Here is a 15,709-nt window from a genome sequence, read left to right as displayed (position 1 = left end):
ATTTATTTATTTTATAGATCTTAATGTAACAGTGTATTGGCAAAGTTTTAGTTTACATAATTTACTATTGCTATCTATTTTTAAATTTAGTATAATAATTTTAACACGAAAGAGAAATCCTGGGGTGTTCGGGACCCCTACTATTTTGATCCTACATTATTATTAAGGGATTCCTATATTCTGATTGGATGACAGGCCATCATAGCAGTGGAAGCCAGAAGATCAGATGCGGTTGCCCACCTAGCAGCGCTAGGTATCAAAATTGTAGATAACGGCATTTTGGGTCAAATATAAAATTTTACAATAAAAACTAACATAAAAAATCCCTGCAACTTTGATATTAAATCGATTTGATTTTAAATCAAAATTACAGAGATTTTATTTTTTACCTGATATATTGCTTTTACAGGACATAGATATGATTTTTAAATTAGTCTAATTTTTAAGATGGTTTTGGTGATTAGTTAACTTTCACGCCTAAACCTTATATACTAATATATGAAAAATTCAGGAAGTAATTTTATTTATCCCATGGATTAGGAACAAAATCTCCTCCACGGCACCATTTGAGATAATTCAGAGAATGAAGCTGAGCTGTCATCTCCCAGTCACCATTGTAAATAGGATCATGATAACCCTCTACACAGATATCTCCGTTATAACCTCCCATATGCAGGATTGACAGAATATCTCTCCAGTTGGTATCGCCAAAACCAGGAGTTCTGTCATAAGCAAATTTAACTCCTCCGAATACACCGTAACGTCGAACTAAATCCCAGTCGACTGAAGAGTCCTTACCATGAACATGAACTACTTTCTTTATCCATTGCTTTAGCTGGGGAATAGGGTCTATTAATTGTGACATCTGATGGGCAGGTTCCCATTCTAATCCGATATTATCACTAGTAACTTCATTAAACATCATTTCCCAGGCTTTTGGGTTAAAACCGATATTACAGGTCGGCTGATTCCAGCTGCCACCCATAGGGCAGTTTTCGAAACCAATCTTAACCTGATTATCTTCAGCTCTTTTTGCTAAATCGCCGAATACCTTACCAAAAACCGGAATGGCCTCTTCCACCGGTTTACCCTCAAGAGCACCTGCAAATGTAGTAACAGTTCCTGCACCAAATAAACGGGCGGAATCAATACAATATTCTAATGTTTTTTTATGTTCTTCATATTGTAACGCATTGCAATAGTATCCCAGACAGGAAACCCGAACACCGGAATCTCCTAATATTTCTTTTACCTCTTTAGCTAATTCTTTCAGATCTGTATTTTCCAAAGACATATGGAAATTAAGAGAGACTGTTTCAAAACCTGCTTTCACCATATGAGGCAGCCATTCCTTAGCTTTAGTTCCAGGAATACAGGTACCAATTTTAATCTGTTCCATAGCTTTAAATCTCCTTCATTTTGTCATTTGATTATCTGTTTTAAATTTAAAACTATATTTTATTCAAATCTAACCACTGCATGTTGTTCCGCCGACTCAAAAACTGCTTCCATTAATTTCATAACACGTTTTACTTCCGGTAATTTAACTTTTGGTTCTTCCTTTTTCTCAATTACTTTCATAACGTTACGGTAGAAGTCTCTGATATCACTCTTAACAATAGGAAGTTCTTCTACTTTTATAGTATCTTCCCTGCGTGGTGCCATGGTTTTGGTAAGTCCTGCTGCAGTACGTACCGGAACTACATCCGTTTCACTCTTACCGGCTGCAGAAACAATTTTACCGTGTAATTCCCAGTCTTCTATAATAGCCGTTCCATTATTACCTAACATGTACCATCTTGGAAGATTAATAAAGTTACTGGTTCCGACTTCAACCAATACTTCCACACCGTTTTCAAATCTTAATTCAGCTGTAAAACCGTCATCTACCAATTGATTGGTGATATGAGTCTCTGTAGCATATACGGTATTTAATTTAGTACTTCCCATCATAAGAAGAATCTGATCCAACAGGTGAACGCCCCAGTCAAGGACCATACCGCCACCATGCTCTTTCTCCTGGCGCCAGTCTCCCGGTATTCCTCTGGAACCGTGTACTCTGGATTCAATACGGAAAGTTTCACCCAGACGGCGTTCGTCATATATTTTCTTCATGGTTAAAAAATCTTCATCCCAACGTCTGTTCTGATGTACGGTAAAAAACATTCCGGTTTCTTCAGAAGCATCAATCATTTCCTGTAAATCTTTAGAGTTTAGAGTTACTGGCTTTTCACTTACAACATTTTTACCGGCTTTCATTGCCTTTATAGCTATTGGTTTATGCAAATCATTCGGCGTGGAAACCAAAACGATATCGATACGGTCATCTGAAAGTAACTCTTCCAGGCTGTCATATGCTTTAATACCATTTTCCTTTGCATAAGCCTTTCTTGATTCTTTTATATCGTAAATTCCTGCTACCTTTAATCCATCGATAGAATCGATAAGCTCTCTATGCCAATTGCCCATACCTCCAAAGCCTACAATTCCTAACATAAAATTCTGCTGTTCCATACTAATCTCCTAACTAAATAGTTCGTAAATATCTTATTAAGCCCAAAACATACTGCCGCGGTCTTCGTAAATCAGTACATTTCTAAGGCATCCGATTGCTTTTAAAAGTCCTTCTTTGCCGGACATTAAACTGTCTTCATGTTCTATACTGATGGCATAATCATAACCTGCCAGTCTAAGTTCTGAAACGATAGCTTTCCAATATTCTTCCCCGTGACCATATCCTACAGATCGGAATATCCAGGAACGGTTAATTTCATCTGCATAATGGGTCGTATCAAGTACTCCGTTAAGAGCGCAGTTTGCAGAGTCTATCTTAGTATCTTTAGCGTGAAAATGATAGATAGCTCCTGCTTTGCCAAGTTCTCTGATACAAGCACAGGGATCCATTCCCTGCCAGATTAAATGGCTCGGATCAAAATTTGCTCCGATTTCAGGTCCAACGGCTTCACGTAAACGAAGCAGTGTATTCGTATTATAAACACAGAATCCCGGATGCAGTTCCAGAGCTATTTTATGAATACCGTGTTCTTTTGCAAATGCTACCTTTTTCTTCCAATATGGAATAAGAACTTCATTCCATTGATAGTCTAAAATTGCCATAAAATCTTCGGGCCAGGGGCAAGTTACCCAGTTTGGCTGTTTATCAGCTGTACTTCCGCCAGGGCATCCGGAAAAAGTATTTACAACAGGGACACCAAGCTTTTCTGCTAATAAAATTGCTTTTGTTAAGTCTTCATCAAACTTCTCTGCAATTTCTTTCACAGGATGTACCATATTGCCGTGACTGCTCAGAGCACTGATTTCAAGGTGACTATCTTTAAGGGTTGTCTTAAATTTCTCCAGTTCTGCCTCATCATTTAATAAAACATCCGGATCACAATGCGCTTTCCCAGGATAGCCGCCGCATCCGATTTCAATCATCTGAACTCCGTTCTGGCTTAAAAACTCACAAGCTTCTTTTAATGGAAGATTCCCCAATACTACAGAAAAAGTTCCTAATTTCATAATTGTTACCTCTCATTCCGCTGCCAAAGGCAGCATTTAATTATATACGAATTTTATACCATAATCATATAATTTTCCACACAAAAAATCTATAGATGTATTGCTGAATGCACATACAATCTTGCTATTCATCCCCACACTTTTGTCGGAGGATATCCGTAATGTTTTCGAAACAGCCGGCCGAAATTATTATAATCCTGGAAACCTACAGCGGCTGCTACCTGTGAGACAGTCATCTCTTTTTGATCAAGTAAATAATAGGCTTTTTTTAGTCGTACTTCATTAATATAATTTAACGGACTCTGCCCCATAATCTCCTTAAACAAATGACAAAAACGGTACTCACTGATATGGATTTTATCCGCCAGTTCACTGTTTGTTATGACTTCCGTATAATTTTCCTGAATATATTTAATTACTGTATTTAACCTGCTTAAGTTGCGTATCCGGCTGATACTTTCCTTTTCTGAAAGCTGTTGCGCGACGTAATTTCTCAATAAATAAGCAATTAGTTCGTACAGTTTGCCTTTCATTGCTACTTTATACCCCGGAACTTTTTCATTTTCTTCCTCGTATATGGACATGATCAGCTCATTAATTGTTACATCTGCTTCGATTAAAGATTGAAATATAACGTTATAATTTGCTATTTCTTTCGAAAATGCACCCATTTCAAATATAATAACCAAAGCATGAAAATCCGTGGTATAACTAATGCCCTCATGTATTTCATTACTGTTGATAATAACAAGACTTCCCTCTTTGACAGGTAAAGGTTTCTGATTGCAATAAAATATACCGTTTCCCTTTAAAACATAATGCAGTTCTAAATGTTCGTGCCAATGTGGGTGACAATACGTACCCGGAATACGAATTCTATTTTCAAACATCTGAACCGGAAATTCCTCATCATTTATTATCTTTTTTTCATATAAACTTAAATCATGCATAGGTAATCCTCACATTATATTCTGCTAAAATTCTACTAAATCCATATCGTAATATATCTAGGCAGATTGAATCCAGAAACTTAAATTCCACCGATTCTATTTTAACATATTCTAATCCGGTATACTACCCGATTCATGCAAGAAATAAATACCTCCTATCATAATTTAATTATTGGTCTGCCGGCTCTTTAAACCCTATCTTTCTAAAAATCTTCTGAAGTTCTTCTCTTTGTGACTCTTCTAAATGTGAGGTAGGTGAATTTATATCTGATGTATCCTGATTTTCAACAATTAATACAGTACCTTTTTTATCTAAGGTATGGGTATGCCACACACCTCTCTTAACATTATACATTTCCATAGGTTTCATGGCGATTCCATCAATATCCCGGATCTCCTCCCCTTTACCCCCCGTAAAAAGTGTACAGTTTCCGTCCAGGAGTATAAATACTTCATCCGATTCCATATGTTTTTGCATAGTTTTTAAATTCTGTACTTCCAGTTCTTCGCAATACCTTAATATGGCTACTCTCCAGGTATTGTAATCAATTAATGGCTTATACCCCTCTCCGTAATATGAGGTAACATCTATATATTCTTTCTTCATCAAATTTACCTTTTCCTTTCGCAATTACCTGTTTACTGTTTATCTATATTAGGTCTACGTTTATACTGTGCAGCTGGTTACTATCCAGATTCTCCAATATGATTCTATTGATCACACAATGATTGTTATCACAATCATATTGTTTTCCGTTAATCGTAATGTTTCCTATTCGATATGCCCCATATTCTTTCGAATTTTTATTATAATACATTACTTTCAGCTTTCTGTCAGCGAAAATAAATTCCACACAAGCCTGTTTATCTTTATCAAACTGCTCCAATAAAAGTTTAGGATCTAATTTCAGATTTCCCAATTCACCTTTCACACCAAACATCTCGTTTAAAACCGTTAATAAAAGCCAGCTGGCAGAACCCGTCAGGTAATGATAAAGACCTCTTCCGTTATCCCCTACATATTCGGGTATACCCGGATATGTCCTGCTCTTGTTAAAGTTGCTTAAATGACTGTACAGACTGTTTATTACTTTATAGCCCTCAGGTACAAAGTTCCTCTGGTATAAGGCATTCGCATACATCACCGCCATATGGGAAAATACGGCTCCGTTTTCTTTACTGCCATAAGCAAAACCAAACATTCTTCCCAGATCCGTTTTTAATTCACCAAAATCCGTGTTTAATTTATAGCCGCCGACTGTTTCATCATATAGATAGGTATCTGCTGCGGTAATAATATCTTTTACCTGTTCTTCGTCGGCCGTGTGTGACATAATTGCAAATACCTGGCCCGTAAGCATCATTCTCACACCTTTGTTATTATCTCCCTCAACTGCCAGACCGTTATTATCATAGTAGCTGTTAAACCAGGAATAACCATCTTTATTCGTAATCCATTCTGTTCTTCGGGTATGATTTTTAATCCAAGCTGCTTTATTTTTTAAGTTATCTGCTAATTCCTTGCAGGATATTTCAATTTTATCTCCGCTCACCGTATGCTTACATTCTCTGCAATAGTGATACAACAATTCCTGTTTCTTAGCTGTATTATCATATAATTCTGTATTATCTGCCAGTAATAGGCTGATTTCTTTTAACAATAACAACTTATGTGTCCCCTTGGCATCCAAAGTAATGATTAAGTCCGCCATTTGTTCTAAATTAGCACCGTACAAAAATGTAAACGCTACGCTTTCTCCCCTGTCTTTTGCCATATCAAGAGCATCGTTCCAGTCAGCTCCGCGCAGACGGATATGGTTATGCTCTCCAACATCATAAAATGCAGTCAAATGTTGTATCAGCATGTGTTCCAATATACTTCCCCTGTATTCCTGTCCCATAGAGGTTTTAAGTATGTTGCCGTCTTCCGTCTTCCATAAAGTATCCTTTTCCTCACCTCTTACTGCCTGCGGATCTTTAAAATAAGAAGTTTCCGCTAGCAGCAGGTTTAGATCACCGCTTTGTTTTATATAAAGGTATGTAGTTAAGAAAGGCCAGGCTCCGTGATCCATCCATACCCGGGTTATATTATTCCTGTCAGCAATAAATTCACCTTGCTTTGTCCCAATAATAGTGGCATTACTTCCATCCACACGAACCCCCGCAAAATTATGGAATAACATCTCCTGTACACCCCGGGGATTCATTAAAAGTAAGGCCAGGCAGTCCTGCCATAAATCTCTCCAGCCTCTTCCACCCTTCCCATAATCATGATGAGGCAGGAAAGAACATCCATAGATTCTTCGCAGAATCGGCTGAAAATTCACCCACTGCATCCAGGTATCAAAATCTCTTTTACCTGTTTTATATGTAATATTAAGTTTGTTTTCCCAATATAACCTGGTTTCTTCCAAAGCTTTTCGGCAGTATTTTACAGAGAGATAAGGCATAGCTGTCTCTTCCAGACTTTCTTTTGATGTTCCGAAACCCAGGACAATAATATAAGTTATTTCTTCATTTACGGCTAATGTATTTTCACTAAAACGGATTCCGCCAAAAGCCTCGTATCCATCTATCTTAAACCCTTTCGTCACATAAGGTAAACCGTCGTCCTGAATCGCTTTTGGATTTTCGAAATTTCCGCCCTCACCGATAAAACCTTCCGCAACGGGGTAGAAACCCATGGGCTTCACCCTTTCCATGGCAGAACCAAACACACCATAAACCATTGAATTATTCTGATGGCCTCTTTCATCAAACGTAAGAGTAGGATTTAAAATTACCCCATCTTCCGTTACTTCCACCCGATGCAGTAATGAAGTAACATGCCTGTGATCTCTTATATTATCTGCAGATCTTCCATAAAGGGGTATGGCTGCCGTAGGTGTATATGTAACCGGTTCTGCTCCGGAATTTTTAATTGTAACTATCATAAGTTCCATAGTATCCTTTGTATAGGGAACAAAGGACGTAATTTCTGAAGTAATTCCATACTCCTTTGATACTCTTTTAACTTTATGCCACATCAATCCGGCTTCTAAGACCGTTTCCTCTTTATCTTTAGTAAAAAGCACTGCCTCTTGTTTCGCTGATCTGCCTGTTGCTGACCAGATTCCTTTTCCTTTTACATTACACCAGAAATTCCTGGATGATTTATTGTTATGTAAATCTTCACTGCTTACCGGAGCCAGTATAAAAGTATTCTGCCCCATTTTGCAATCCCCGCCAAGAGTAGGTGTAACACTGCTCATAACACCGCTTTCATTTGCAATAGGGAAATAAAGATAACTGGTTAACTCCGGATTAGATAAACGGAATGTTCCTTTCTCATCTAAAAATTCATATCCCACCATATAAACCTCCGTTTCTGTGCCTTAATCTTAGGCATATTTTTTATTTTCTAATGATTATTACACTGCTTTACTGTCATATGTCCCTATTAAAGTCAATCATAATCTGATTTGGATAATATAACCATTATATAAAATTTCAACAAAAAAAACAACCTAATCTATATGGATTAAGTTGTTATAGGTAACACAGTTCAGTCTTATGACTAACTGTAACTTTCATATTCAATTTTACTGCGCATGACGGGCAAACACTTTTACCAGTTTTTGAAACCAAATATTGGACTTCATATTCTGATTACTCTGAAAAATAAATTCTTCAATCATATACTGCTGGCTATCAAAGGAATTCTCCAATATTTCAGAGGATGTATCTTCTGATATATCTTGGGGTACATCTTCAGACATATCCTGGTAAATGTCCTGGGATATATAATCCGGTATATCCTGGATTAAAATATCGTTTATGTTCCCGGTGATCTCTTTGGCTGTATCTTCCGTAGTATCCTTAAAAAAGTCCTCGGTTAAACCTCCTGCTGTTTCTTTTTTTCTATAAATGCCATCACTGCCTAATAATCTTGCTTTTACATTATCTTTAAATATTATATCAAATATATGTAATATTTGATTCTTTATCTCTGCATCCAAAATAGGACAAGCAATCTCAACCCTCTTAGATGTGTTTCGTGTCATCATATCGGCAGATGAAATGTATACTTTCATATCTTTATCCGTACCAAAACAATATATCCTGGAATGCTCTAAGAACCTTCCAACTACACTGGTAACCATTATATTTTCCGTTTTACCTTTTACCCCGGGTAATAAACAGCAGATACCTCTGATAATTAATTTCACTTTTACCCCAGTCTGGGAAGCCTCTGATAACTTCATTATTATATCTTTATCCGTTAACGAATTAGACTTAATAATAATTAACGCACTCTCGCCCCGTTTTGCTTTCTCAATTTCATTGTCCATCAAAGCAAGCATATTATTTTTAAAGGAATAAGGAGCAACAAAAAGGTTATTATACTGACCTTTCAGATTAGATATGGACATATTTTTAAAGAATTCACTGGCATCTTGTCCTATATCCTTATTGGACGTAATAAGAGATAAATCGGTATATAATTTTGCTGTTTTTTCATTATAATTACCGGTTCCGACCTGTGTAATATACACTATTTTATTCCTGTCCCGCCTGGTTATAAGACAAATTTTAGAATGAACCTTAAAACCCTCAAAACCATATATGACATTGCATCCGGCTTCCTCTAAGCGTTCTGCCCATTCTATATTATTTTCCTCATCAAATCTGGCTTTTAATTCAACCAGAACGGTAACCTCTTTATTATTTTCTGCTGCCGTAATTAAATAATCAATAATTCTTGAATTTCTGGATAGTCGGTATATAGTAATTTTAATGGAAATAACATTAGGATCTTGTGAACTTTCTTTTAAAAGATGTAAAAAAGGCTCCATCTGATGATAAGGATAAAAGAGAAGGATATCTTTTCTACGGCATTGACTTGTAATATTTTCATTATGGTTTAAAAATACTGGGTAAATGGGCTTAAAAGCAGGATAACTTAACTGCTTTAGTAACACCACCGGAAGTTTTGAAGAGAGTTCAAATACATAATTCATAACAATAGGTGATACACAGGCAAAAACCTGTTCTTTACTGATATGAAGTTTGTCCAGTAAAAAATTCGTGAGTGTTTTACTTAAATGCCCCTGTACTTCCATTCTGACCGGAGAAAGTCTTCCACGTTTTTTAAGAACTTTCTTCATTTGTTCTCTATAATCATCATCTACTTCAAAAATTTCATCTTCCGGACTGATATCCGCATTTCTGGTGACCGAGATAATTGCAGCACATTCTACCACATACATACCAAAGATATCAGTTGTGTGGTCCAGTACTATCTTTTCAGTCAAAATATAACGGGTTTGATTACCGGGTAATAAAATAAACCGAGGCAATGACTGTGATATGGGAATTAAACCGAATTTTTTGTCTTGCCCATGAAATTCACAAATAATATATAGTCCTTTATTAATTAAATGCGGAAAGGGATGACGTGAATCTATGATTTGAGGAGATAGTATAGGCAATATATCACTTTGATAATACTGTTCTATATACCTTTTTTCTGATTTTCCCATTTCAGATAAGTTTAAATTATAGACACCGAATTCTCTTAATTCTGTTTCTACATCGTTAAATATTTTATCTTTTAGCTGATATAAAGGTATAGTATTCTCAAAGACCCTGGTAAGCTGCTGTTTAGGAGTCATACCTGTTTTATTATCAATATTATTATTTCCCATTAGAGATAAATCGGTTAAAGAACCAACCCGTACCATGAAAAACTCGTCCAGGTTACTTGTAAATATTGAGATAAACTTTAACCGTTCATAAAGAGGAACTATTTCATCCTGAGCTTCTTCCAATACACGTTTATTAAATTTCAGCCAGGAAAGCTCCCGATTCTGCATAAAATTATTTCCGGAATTGTCTTCTGAATGAGCCATAATTACTCTCCTTTCAGGATTCGTTCGTAAAAATATCCTTCTCTTATACCATATTTACTGACAGTAATATTTTCACTCTGGAAATAATCCATAATGGTTTCTACTATTATGAGTCCGGGTATTATGGTGTGAACCCTGTCCGGTATATTCTGCAAAATCGGTGTCAGCGTATTCTTATGACTATTGTGAATTAATTCTAAAATTTGCTTAATATGGTGAACTTCGATATTCGTATTATTTTTCGGCAAGCCAAAAATGTGATTACTTAACTTAGCAGCTGCCCGTATGGTACCTCCAACGCCACAGATATTTTGATAAGTCTCTTTCTTTAAATCAAGCGTATTCAGATTCTCAAGAACTGCCTGTTTTATAATTTCTCTTTCATCCTTTTTAGGAATAATTTTTTTAACATACTTTACATATAAATTAAGGGACCCTATGGGCATACTGGTAGCTGCCTGAATTTTTTTGTCGGCAAACGGAACTAACTCCGTACTACCTCCTCCAATATCTACTAATATTCCATTGTCACTGCTGACCGATTTGGTCGCACCAATAAAATCTAGAGTTGCTTCCTCTTCTCCCGATAATAGTTCTACCTCAAAACCTGTGTTTTCTTTGATGATTCCAATTACTTCTTTGGTATTTACTATGTTTCGTAATGAAGCCGTTGCAAAGATATGTGTATTCTCTTTCTTTACCTGGAAATTTTTCAAAATATCAGAAAATTCTTTTAATATTTCACAAGCTCTTTCCACTCCACTGTTACTTAGCTTTTCATTTTTGATATAATTGGCAAGACCGGCCATTGCTTTTTTTTCCAATAATGATTTCATTTGGGACTCATTATATTCATAAACACATAACCGGATGGTATTAGATCCTAAATCTATAATTGCACAAATCATATAGAAAGCCTCCACTTCTCTTTAGTTTACTTACTTTATTCTATAACAGAGTATATTAAGTGAATGTTAAGTGTGTGTAAAATTATTGTTAATAATAGGTAAAATTATATTTTTAGTAAGTTCTGTATAAACTAATACCCCTTGACTAATAGAACTTCTCTGATATACGTAAACGTGGCTTCTTCCCCTTCTTCTTTCAGTTTTATAAGTAGTTTCTCCAGAATCTTTTTGGTATCTTCATGTATTAAATAATGCTCTTTAGACGCCCTGAAATAAGCTAAAGGATCGCCATCCGTATATTTTTCTTTATTATAATTTCTGCTTGCGGCTATTCGGTCACAAAACATCTCGACTACATATTTCACCGGCATTTTCATACCGGCCATGGGAGTGCCCTCGCTTAAGCTGTAATCAATCCAGTATTCCAGATGATGTTTATTTCTTCCTTTATGATGAAGCCAGGCCAGGCTGTAGCCTTTGATTTCACGTTCTGCATTATTGGGACTTCGGTTTCCCTGATAATATTTTGCCCCCACTGAAAATTCAACCCAGGAATATTTGGATAAATCATGAAGAAGTCCTTGTTTATATAGACCTGCCCGAAAGCAATATTGCATTACCAGCCATTTATGATGATTAATTGTTTTAAGATGCTGACGCCATTTTAACATAAAAACCTCCACTTCGTATTACTATTATGCTTTACCTGCTAAAGATAGTCAAGGTTTTGAATATAGAACTAAACGGTGATTTATTTGTTATCCTGCTCTTTTGGGGCAGCAGGAAGGCGTTTGTAATGCTCTGTTTTCTTAAATTCTTTCTCCGTATTCAGAATCGTTTTAAGCTTTAATTCTTTATCCGGATCTTTTTTACCAATCATACCTACTTCCCCTGCGATTACATCATTTACCTCTTTTTTTGATTTACAGGTCTTCAGCCGTTGTTTCAGAATCTCCCGTTTTCTATCCATCATCATCATTTTGGTATATAAAATAGGATTCTTTTTCCTAAGATATAATAACTCTTTGGGAGATAACTTTTCTCCTGATTGTATCTTAGCGTTAATACCGGCATTAAGCTGCTGCTCTTCCGCTTCGGAATAATCAAATGCATCTGCTATTTTATCCTTAATACTATCATTTATATTATCCCTCTCATTCCCTGCTTGTTTTTTATCGGATTTATAGAGATCTTGTTTCGTATACTGCTTAAATAACAGTCCTGAATTATTTATTTGCATTTTTACCTGCCTCCTTTTGTATATATATCGGAGACCTGGCTAATTGCTTTACTTTTCCTTTTTCTTCTGCTTCTTACATTGAGAACAATTTTCTTCCGTATTATTTTCCGAGTTCTCTATCTTTTCCTCATTTATATCTGCATTTTGTTGTTTCTCAATGATTGCGGATAATTCATCAGAAAATTCTGTTAACAGCTTATCCTTATAATGATTATTCAAACTGTCATTCCTTTTATCCTTCAGGTGCGCAAACTGGAAGATTCTCATACCTATATAACATAATATATAGAATACTAGCATTATAATACCTGCTATTAATCCGGTCGCCTGTCCCTTTATAAAAGGCATGCTGACAATGGAACCGATAAGACAAATCAATACAAAAAGAGAAGAATACGGATACCCCCCCAGTTTACATTTTCCCTCCGGACAACCGTATTTTTTACGAAAACGGATATGAGTCGCCATTATCACAATATAGGTAAATAATGTAGCAAATCCGCCTGCACTTATTAAAAACAGATAAACCTGCGGAAGAAGAAGTCCAAGTCCGAGCCCTAATAACATGCCAACTCCCGAAAACAAGATTCCTCTATAAGGCACATCCGTTTTGTCCTTAATCCAACCAGGTGCAAGCCCTTCATCTGCTAAGGAGCGCATCATTCTGCCAATTGCAAACATTGATGCTAACATGGTAGATAAGATTGCTGTGATTAAAACAAAATTTATAACAGTTCCCGCCCATGTAATTCCCCACCGGTCCAACGCAGCTACAATCGGACTGGTTTCTTCATTTACATCAGCAGTAGGGATAAGCGGTAATAATACAGCTACTGATAAAATATATAACCCTAATAAGCATAATACGGTATAATTAATAGCTTTCGGGATAGTTTCTTTCGGATTCTCCGTTTCAGAGGCCGCCAGTCCGATTACCTCAAACCCGGCATAAGCAAACAAAACAATCAACATACTGCCCGCTACTCCTTTAACACCGCCTGCCAGAAATGTTTCATTTCTAAGTTCACCGGCACCGACAGCCGGAACGCCGGGAAATAATCCTACGATAAGCAGGATTGCAATAATTATAAACGCAAAAACAGCTAAAAGCTTAATTACAGAAAAGCCGCTTTCTAATTTACTTAATTTACTGGCGCCTAAAAGATTAAGTAATGTTACACCAATTATAATGAAGCTCCCTAACCAGGAAATGGATATACCTGGAATCCATTGTCTGAAAAGAATAGAAACTGCGGTAGCTTCGCTGGACATGGCTAATACCATACCTGTCCAATAAATCCACCCTGTTACAAAACCGGTTCCCTCTCCGAAAGCTTCTGCTGCGAAAGTACGAAAGGAACCGGAGTCAGGATTCGATACTGTCATTTCAGATAGTGCGTATAGTATAAAATATACTATCAAACCTGATAAAATATATGTGATTACAATAGATGGTCCGGCAGAGTTAATTGCAACACCCGACCCGAGAAAAAAAGAAGCTCCAACTACTGTCCCTACAGCCATCATTGTTAATTGCCACGCTGTTAACCCTTTTCCCTTATTCTTCAATGCATTAACCTCCATCATAGAAATAAAATAAAAGTAAGATTGATTAAAGAAAGAACATTATCTTTGATTATTATTCCTAAAATTTCATATTACATACCAATTACTTAATAACAATCTCAGATTCGTCTTTTGGAATTAACCTTAGTGTATAAAAACCTTTTTTTTCCTCAAAAAATATGGTATAATTAGAAAGAATACACTAAATTTTGTATTTTACATAATGGAAATATAGTTTGTTTAGAAACACATAGAAAGAAGAATGACTTTGAAGAATGACTTTACAAAAGGAAGTATCGTAAAAAACATCTTAAATCTGGCATTTCCAATGACAGTGGCACAACTGATTAATGTCTTATATAACATTGTTGATCGAATTTATATCGGTAGAATTCCTGATCATTCCACTCTTGCTTTAACTGCTATTGGTCTGACTTTACCCGTGATTACTATTATTATTGCGTTTGCTAATCTTTTTGGTATGGGTGGAGCTCCGCTGTGTTCCATTGCCAGAGGACACGGCGATACCGAAGAAGCGGAACGAATTATGGGAAATTCCTTTACTTTATTAATCATATCCGGAGTTTTATTAACTATAATTGTTCTTCTCTTTAAAAGACCCCTGCTTTACCTGTTTGGTGCCAGTGATGTTACGTTTCCTTATGCGAATGCTTATTTAACCATATATATGTTTGGCAATCTTTTTGTAATGATTGGTCTTGGTATGAATAGCTTCATAAATTCCCAGGGTTTTGGCAAAACAGGAATGATGACTGTTTTATTGGGCGCTGCTTCTAATATTATTCTGGATCCCATTTTTATCTTTGGTTTTCATATGGGAGTAAAAGGCGCTGCCTTAGCTACCATTCTTTCACAATTTCTGTCAGCAGTATGGATTTTAAAGTTTCTAACCGGCAGAAAAGCAATTTTAAAATTGAAAAAATCCGGATTCCGATTAAAAAAAAGCAGGGTAAAAGATATTACCCTGTTAGGTTTATCGGGCTTTATGATGGCCATTACCAACGGAGCCGTTCAGGTTATGTGCAATGCGGGGTTAAAATTTTACGGCGGTGATTTATATGTCGGCGTAATGACTGTTATTAATTCCATCCGGGAAGTTATATCCATGCCTGTATCAGGATTGACGAATGGTGCACAGCCGGTTATCGGATATAATTATGGGGCCGGTGCTTATGCACGAGTTAAATCAGCAATCAAATTTATGTCCGCAGTCTGTATCACCTATACGGTTATTGCATGGGGTATATTACTAATATTCCCTCACTTTTTTATACAGATATTCAGCCAGGATACTAAACTTCTGGAGGCAGCATTACCCTCATTAAAAATTTACTTTTTTGGATTTTTTATGATGTCCTTACAGTTTGCTGGGCAAGCCGTTTTTGTAGCACTGGGTAAAGCGAAACAGGCTGTCTTTTTCTCACTGCTCAGAAAAGTGGTGATTGTTATTCCACTCACTTTATTACTGCCCCGCTTGTTTCAATTAGGTACAAAAGGTATTTTCCTGGCAGAGCCAATTTCAAATTTTATTGGCGGAGCAGCCTGTTTCACCACTATGTTAATCCTTGTGGGGACCGAACTAAAGAAAAGTCCAAGCAGTACATTCTAACT

The 15,709-nt window shown here is 36.3% G+C and carries 12 protein-coding genes and 1 other RNA gene; 2 read left to right on the top strand and 11 right to left on the bottom strand.

Going from position 1 to position 15,709, the window contains the following annotated elements:
• Positions 1-113: 113 nt before the first annotated feature.
• Positions 114-290, top strand: a non-coding RNA gene (gene ssrS / locus RBU59_RS25210) — 6S RNA.
• 230 nt (positions 291-520) lie between these two features.
• On the opposite strand, the gene RBU59_RS25205 is transcribed toward ssrS, so the two are convergent.
• The 11 genes from RBU59_RS25205 to RBU59_RS25155 all read right to left on the bottom strand — a co-directional run bounded on the left by RBU59_RS25205 (position 521) and on the right by RBU59_RS25155 (position 14,080).
• Positions 521-1,399, bottom strand: coding sequence for a sugar phosphate isomerase/epimerase family protein (locus RBU59_RS25205; protein ID WP_308145232.1), 879 nt, complete (start codon positions 1,397-1,399; stop codon positions 521-523).
• Positions 1,400-1,458: 59 nt separating this feature from the next.
• On the bottom strand, positions 1,459-2,514 hold the full coding sequence (locus RBU59_RS25200) for a Gfo/Idh/MocA family protein (protein WP_308145231.1): 1,056 nt from the start codon (positions 2,512-2,514) through the stop codon (positions 1,459-1,461).
• A 36-nt stretch (positions 2,515-2,550) separates the two neighbouring features.
• On the bottom strand, positions 2,551-3,522 hold the full coding sequence (locus RBU59_RS25195) for a sugar phosphate isomerase/epimerase family protein (RefSeq protein ID WP_308145230.1): 972 nt from the start codon (positions 3,520-3,522) through the stop codon (positions 2,551-2,553).
• A gap of 128 nt (positions 3,523-3,650) precedes the next feature.
• Positions 3,651-4,472 (bottom strand): AraC family transcriptional regulator, encoded by an 822-nt coding sequence (locus tag RBU59_RS25190; protein WP_308145229.1) that lies wholly within the window; start codon positions 4,470-4,472, stop codon positions 3,651-3,653.
• Positions 4,473-4,641: 169 nt separating this feature from the next.
• Positions 4,642-5,079 carry a hypothetical protein gene (locus RBU59_RS25185; RefSeq protein ID WP_308148638.1) on the bottom strand — a complete coding sequence of 146 codons (438 nt, stop codon included), beginning with the start codon at positions 5,077-5,079 and terminating at the stop codon, positions 4,642-4,644.
• A 43-nt stretch (positions 5,080-5,122) separates the two neighbouring features.
• Positions 5,123-7,825: a GH36-type glycosyl hydrolase domain-containing protein gene (locus RBU59_RS25180; RefSeq protein ID WP_308145228.1), complete on the bottom strand. Its 2,703-nt coding sequence runs from the start codon at positions 7,823-7,825 to the stop codon at positions 5,123-5,125.
• Between the two features lie 228 nt (positions 7,826-8,053).
• Positions 8,054-10,363: a polyphosphate kinase 1 gene (gene ppk1 / locus RBU59_RS25175; RefSeq protein WP_308145227.1), complete on the bottom strand. Its 2,310-nt coding sequence runs from the start codon at positions 10,361-10,363 to the stop codon at positions 8,054-8,056.
• 2 nt (positions 10,364-10,365) lie between these two features.
• Positions 10,366-11,271 (bottom strand): Ppx/GppA phosphatase family protein, encoded by a 906-nt coding sequence (locus tag RBU59_RS25170; RefSeq protein ID WP_308145226.1) that lies wholly within the window; start codon positions 11,269-11,271, stop codon positions 10,366-10,368.
• Positions 11,272-11,402: 131 nt separating this feature from the next.
• Positions 11,403-11,942 carry a DUF5662 family protein gene (locus RBU59_RS25165; protein ID WP_308145225.1) on the bottom strand — a complete coding sequence of 180 codons (540 nt, stop codon included), beginning with the start codon at positions 11,940-11,942 and terminating at the stop codon, positions 11,403-11,405.
• 80 nt (positions 11,943-12,022) lie between these two features.
• Positions 12,023-12,511: a hypothetical protein gene (locus RBU59_RS25160; protein WP_308145224.1), complete on the bottom strand. Its 489-nt coding sequence runs from the start codon at positions 12,509-12,511 to the stop codon at positions 12,023-12,025.
• Positions 12,512-12,559: 48 nt separating this feature from the next.
• The gene (locus RBU59_RS25155) at positions 12,560-14,080 is read right to left on the bottom strand and encodes an amino acid permease (protein WP_308145223.1); all 1,521 of its coding nucleotides are present in this window, start codon (positions 14,078-14,080) and stop codon (positions 12,560-12,562) included.
• A gap of 259 nt (positions 14,081-14,339) precedes the next feature.
• Between RBU59_RS25155 and RBU59_RS25150 the strand changes: the two genes are divergently transcribed.
• On the top strand, positions 14,340-15,707 hold the full coding sequence (locus tag RBU59_RS25150) for an MATE family efflux transporter (RefSeq protein WP_308145222.1): 1,368 nt from the start codon (positions 14,340-14,342) through the stop codon (positions 15,705-15,707).
• Positions 15,708-15,709 lie beyond the last annotated feature (2 nt).

It is taken from the genome of Anaerocolumna sp. MB42-C2, from assembly GCF_030913705.1.
Taxonomy (GTDB): domain Bacteria; phylum Bacillota; class Clostridia; order Lachnospirales; family Lachnospiraceae; genus Anaerocolumna.
This window is presented reverse-complemented; position numbering and strand designations above follow the sequence as displayed.

Excerpts from the sequence above, each read along its gene's own strand:
- RBU59_RS25170 (WP_308145226.1), bottom strand. The coding sequence starts at position 11,271 with ATGATTTGTGCAATTATAGATTTAGGATCTAATACCATCCGGTTATGT.
- RBU59_RS25205 (WP_308145232.1), bottom strand. The coding sequence starts at position 1,399 with ATGGAACAGATTAAAATTGGTACCTGTATTCCTGGAACTAAAGCTAAG.
- RBU59_RS25165 (WP_308145225.1), bottom strand. The coding sequence starts at position 11,942 with ATGTTAAAATGGCGTCAGCATCTTAAAACAATTAATCATCATAAATGG.
- RBU59_RS25200 (WP_308145231.1), bottom strand. The coding sequence starts at position 2,514 with ATGGAACAGCAGAATTTTATGTTAGGAATTGTAGGCTTTGGAGGTATG.
- RBU59_RS25150 (WP_308145222.1), top strand. The coding sequence starts at position 14,340 with ATGACTTTGAAGAATGACTTTACAAAAGGAAGTATCGTAAAAAACATC.
- RBU59_RS25195 (WP_308145230.1), bottom strand. The coding sequence starts at position 3,522 with ATGAAATTAGGAACTTTTTCTGTAGTATTGGGGAATCTTCCATTAAAA.
- RBU59_RS25190 (WP_308145229.1), bottom strand. The coding sequence starts at position 4,472 with ATGCATGATTTAAGTTTATATGAAAAAAAGATAATAAATGATGAGGAA.
- RBU59_RS25185 (WP_308148638.1), bottom strand. The coding sequence starts at position 5,079 with ATGAAGAAAGAATATATAGATGTTACCTCATATTACGGAGAGGGGTAT.
- RBU59_RS25160 (WP_308145224.1), bottom strand. The coding sequence starts at position 12,511 with ATGCAAATAAATAATTCAGGACTGTTATTTAAGCAGTATACGAAACAA.
- ppk1 (WP_308145227.1), bottom strand. The coding sequence starts at position 10,363 with ATGGCTCATTCAGAAGACAATTCCGGAAATAATTTTATGCAGAATCGG.
- RBU59_RS25180 (WP_308145228.1), bottom strand. The coding sequence starts at position 7,825 with ATGGTGGGATATGAATTTTTAGATGAGAAAGGAACATTCCGTTTATCT.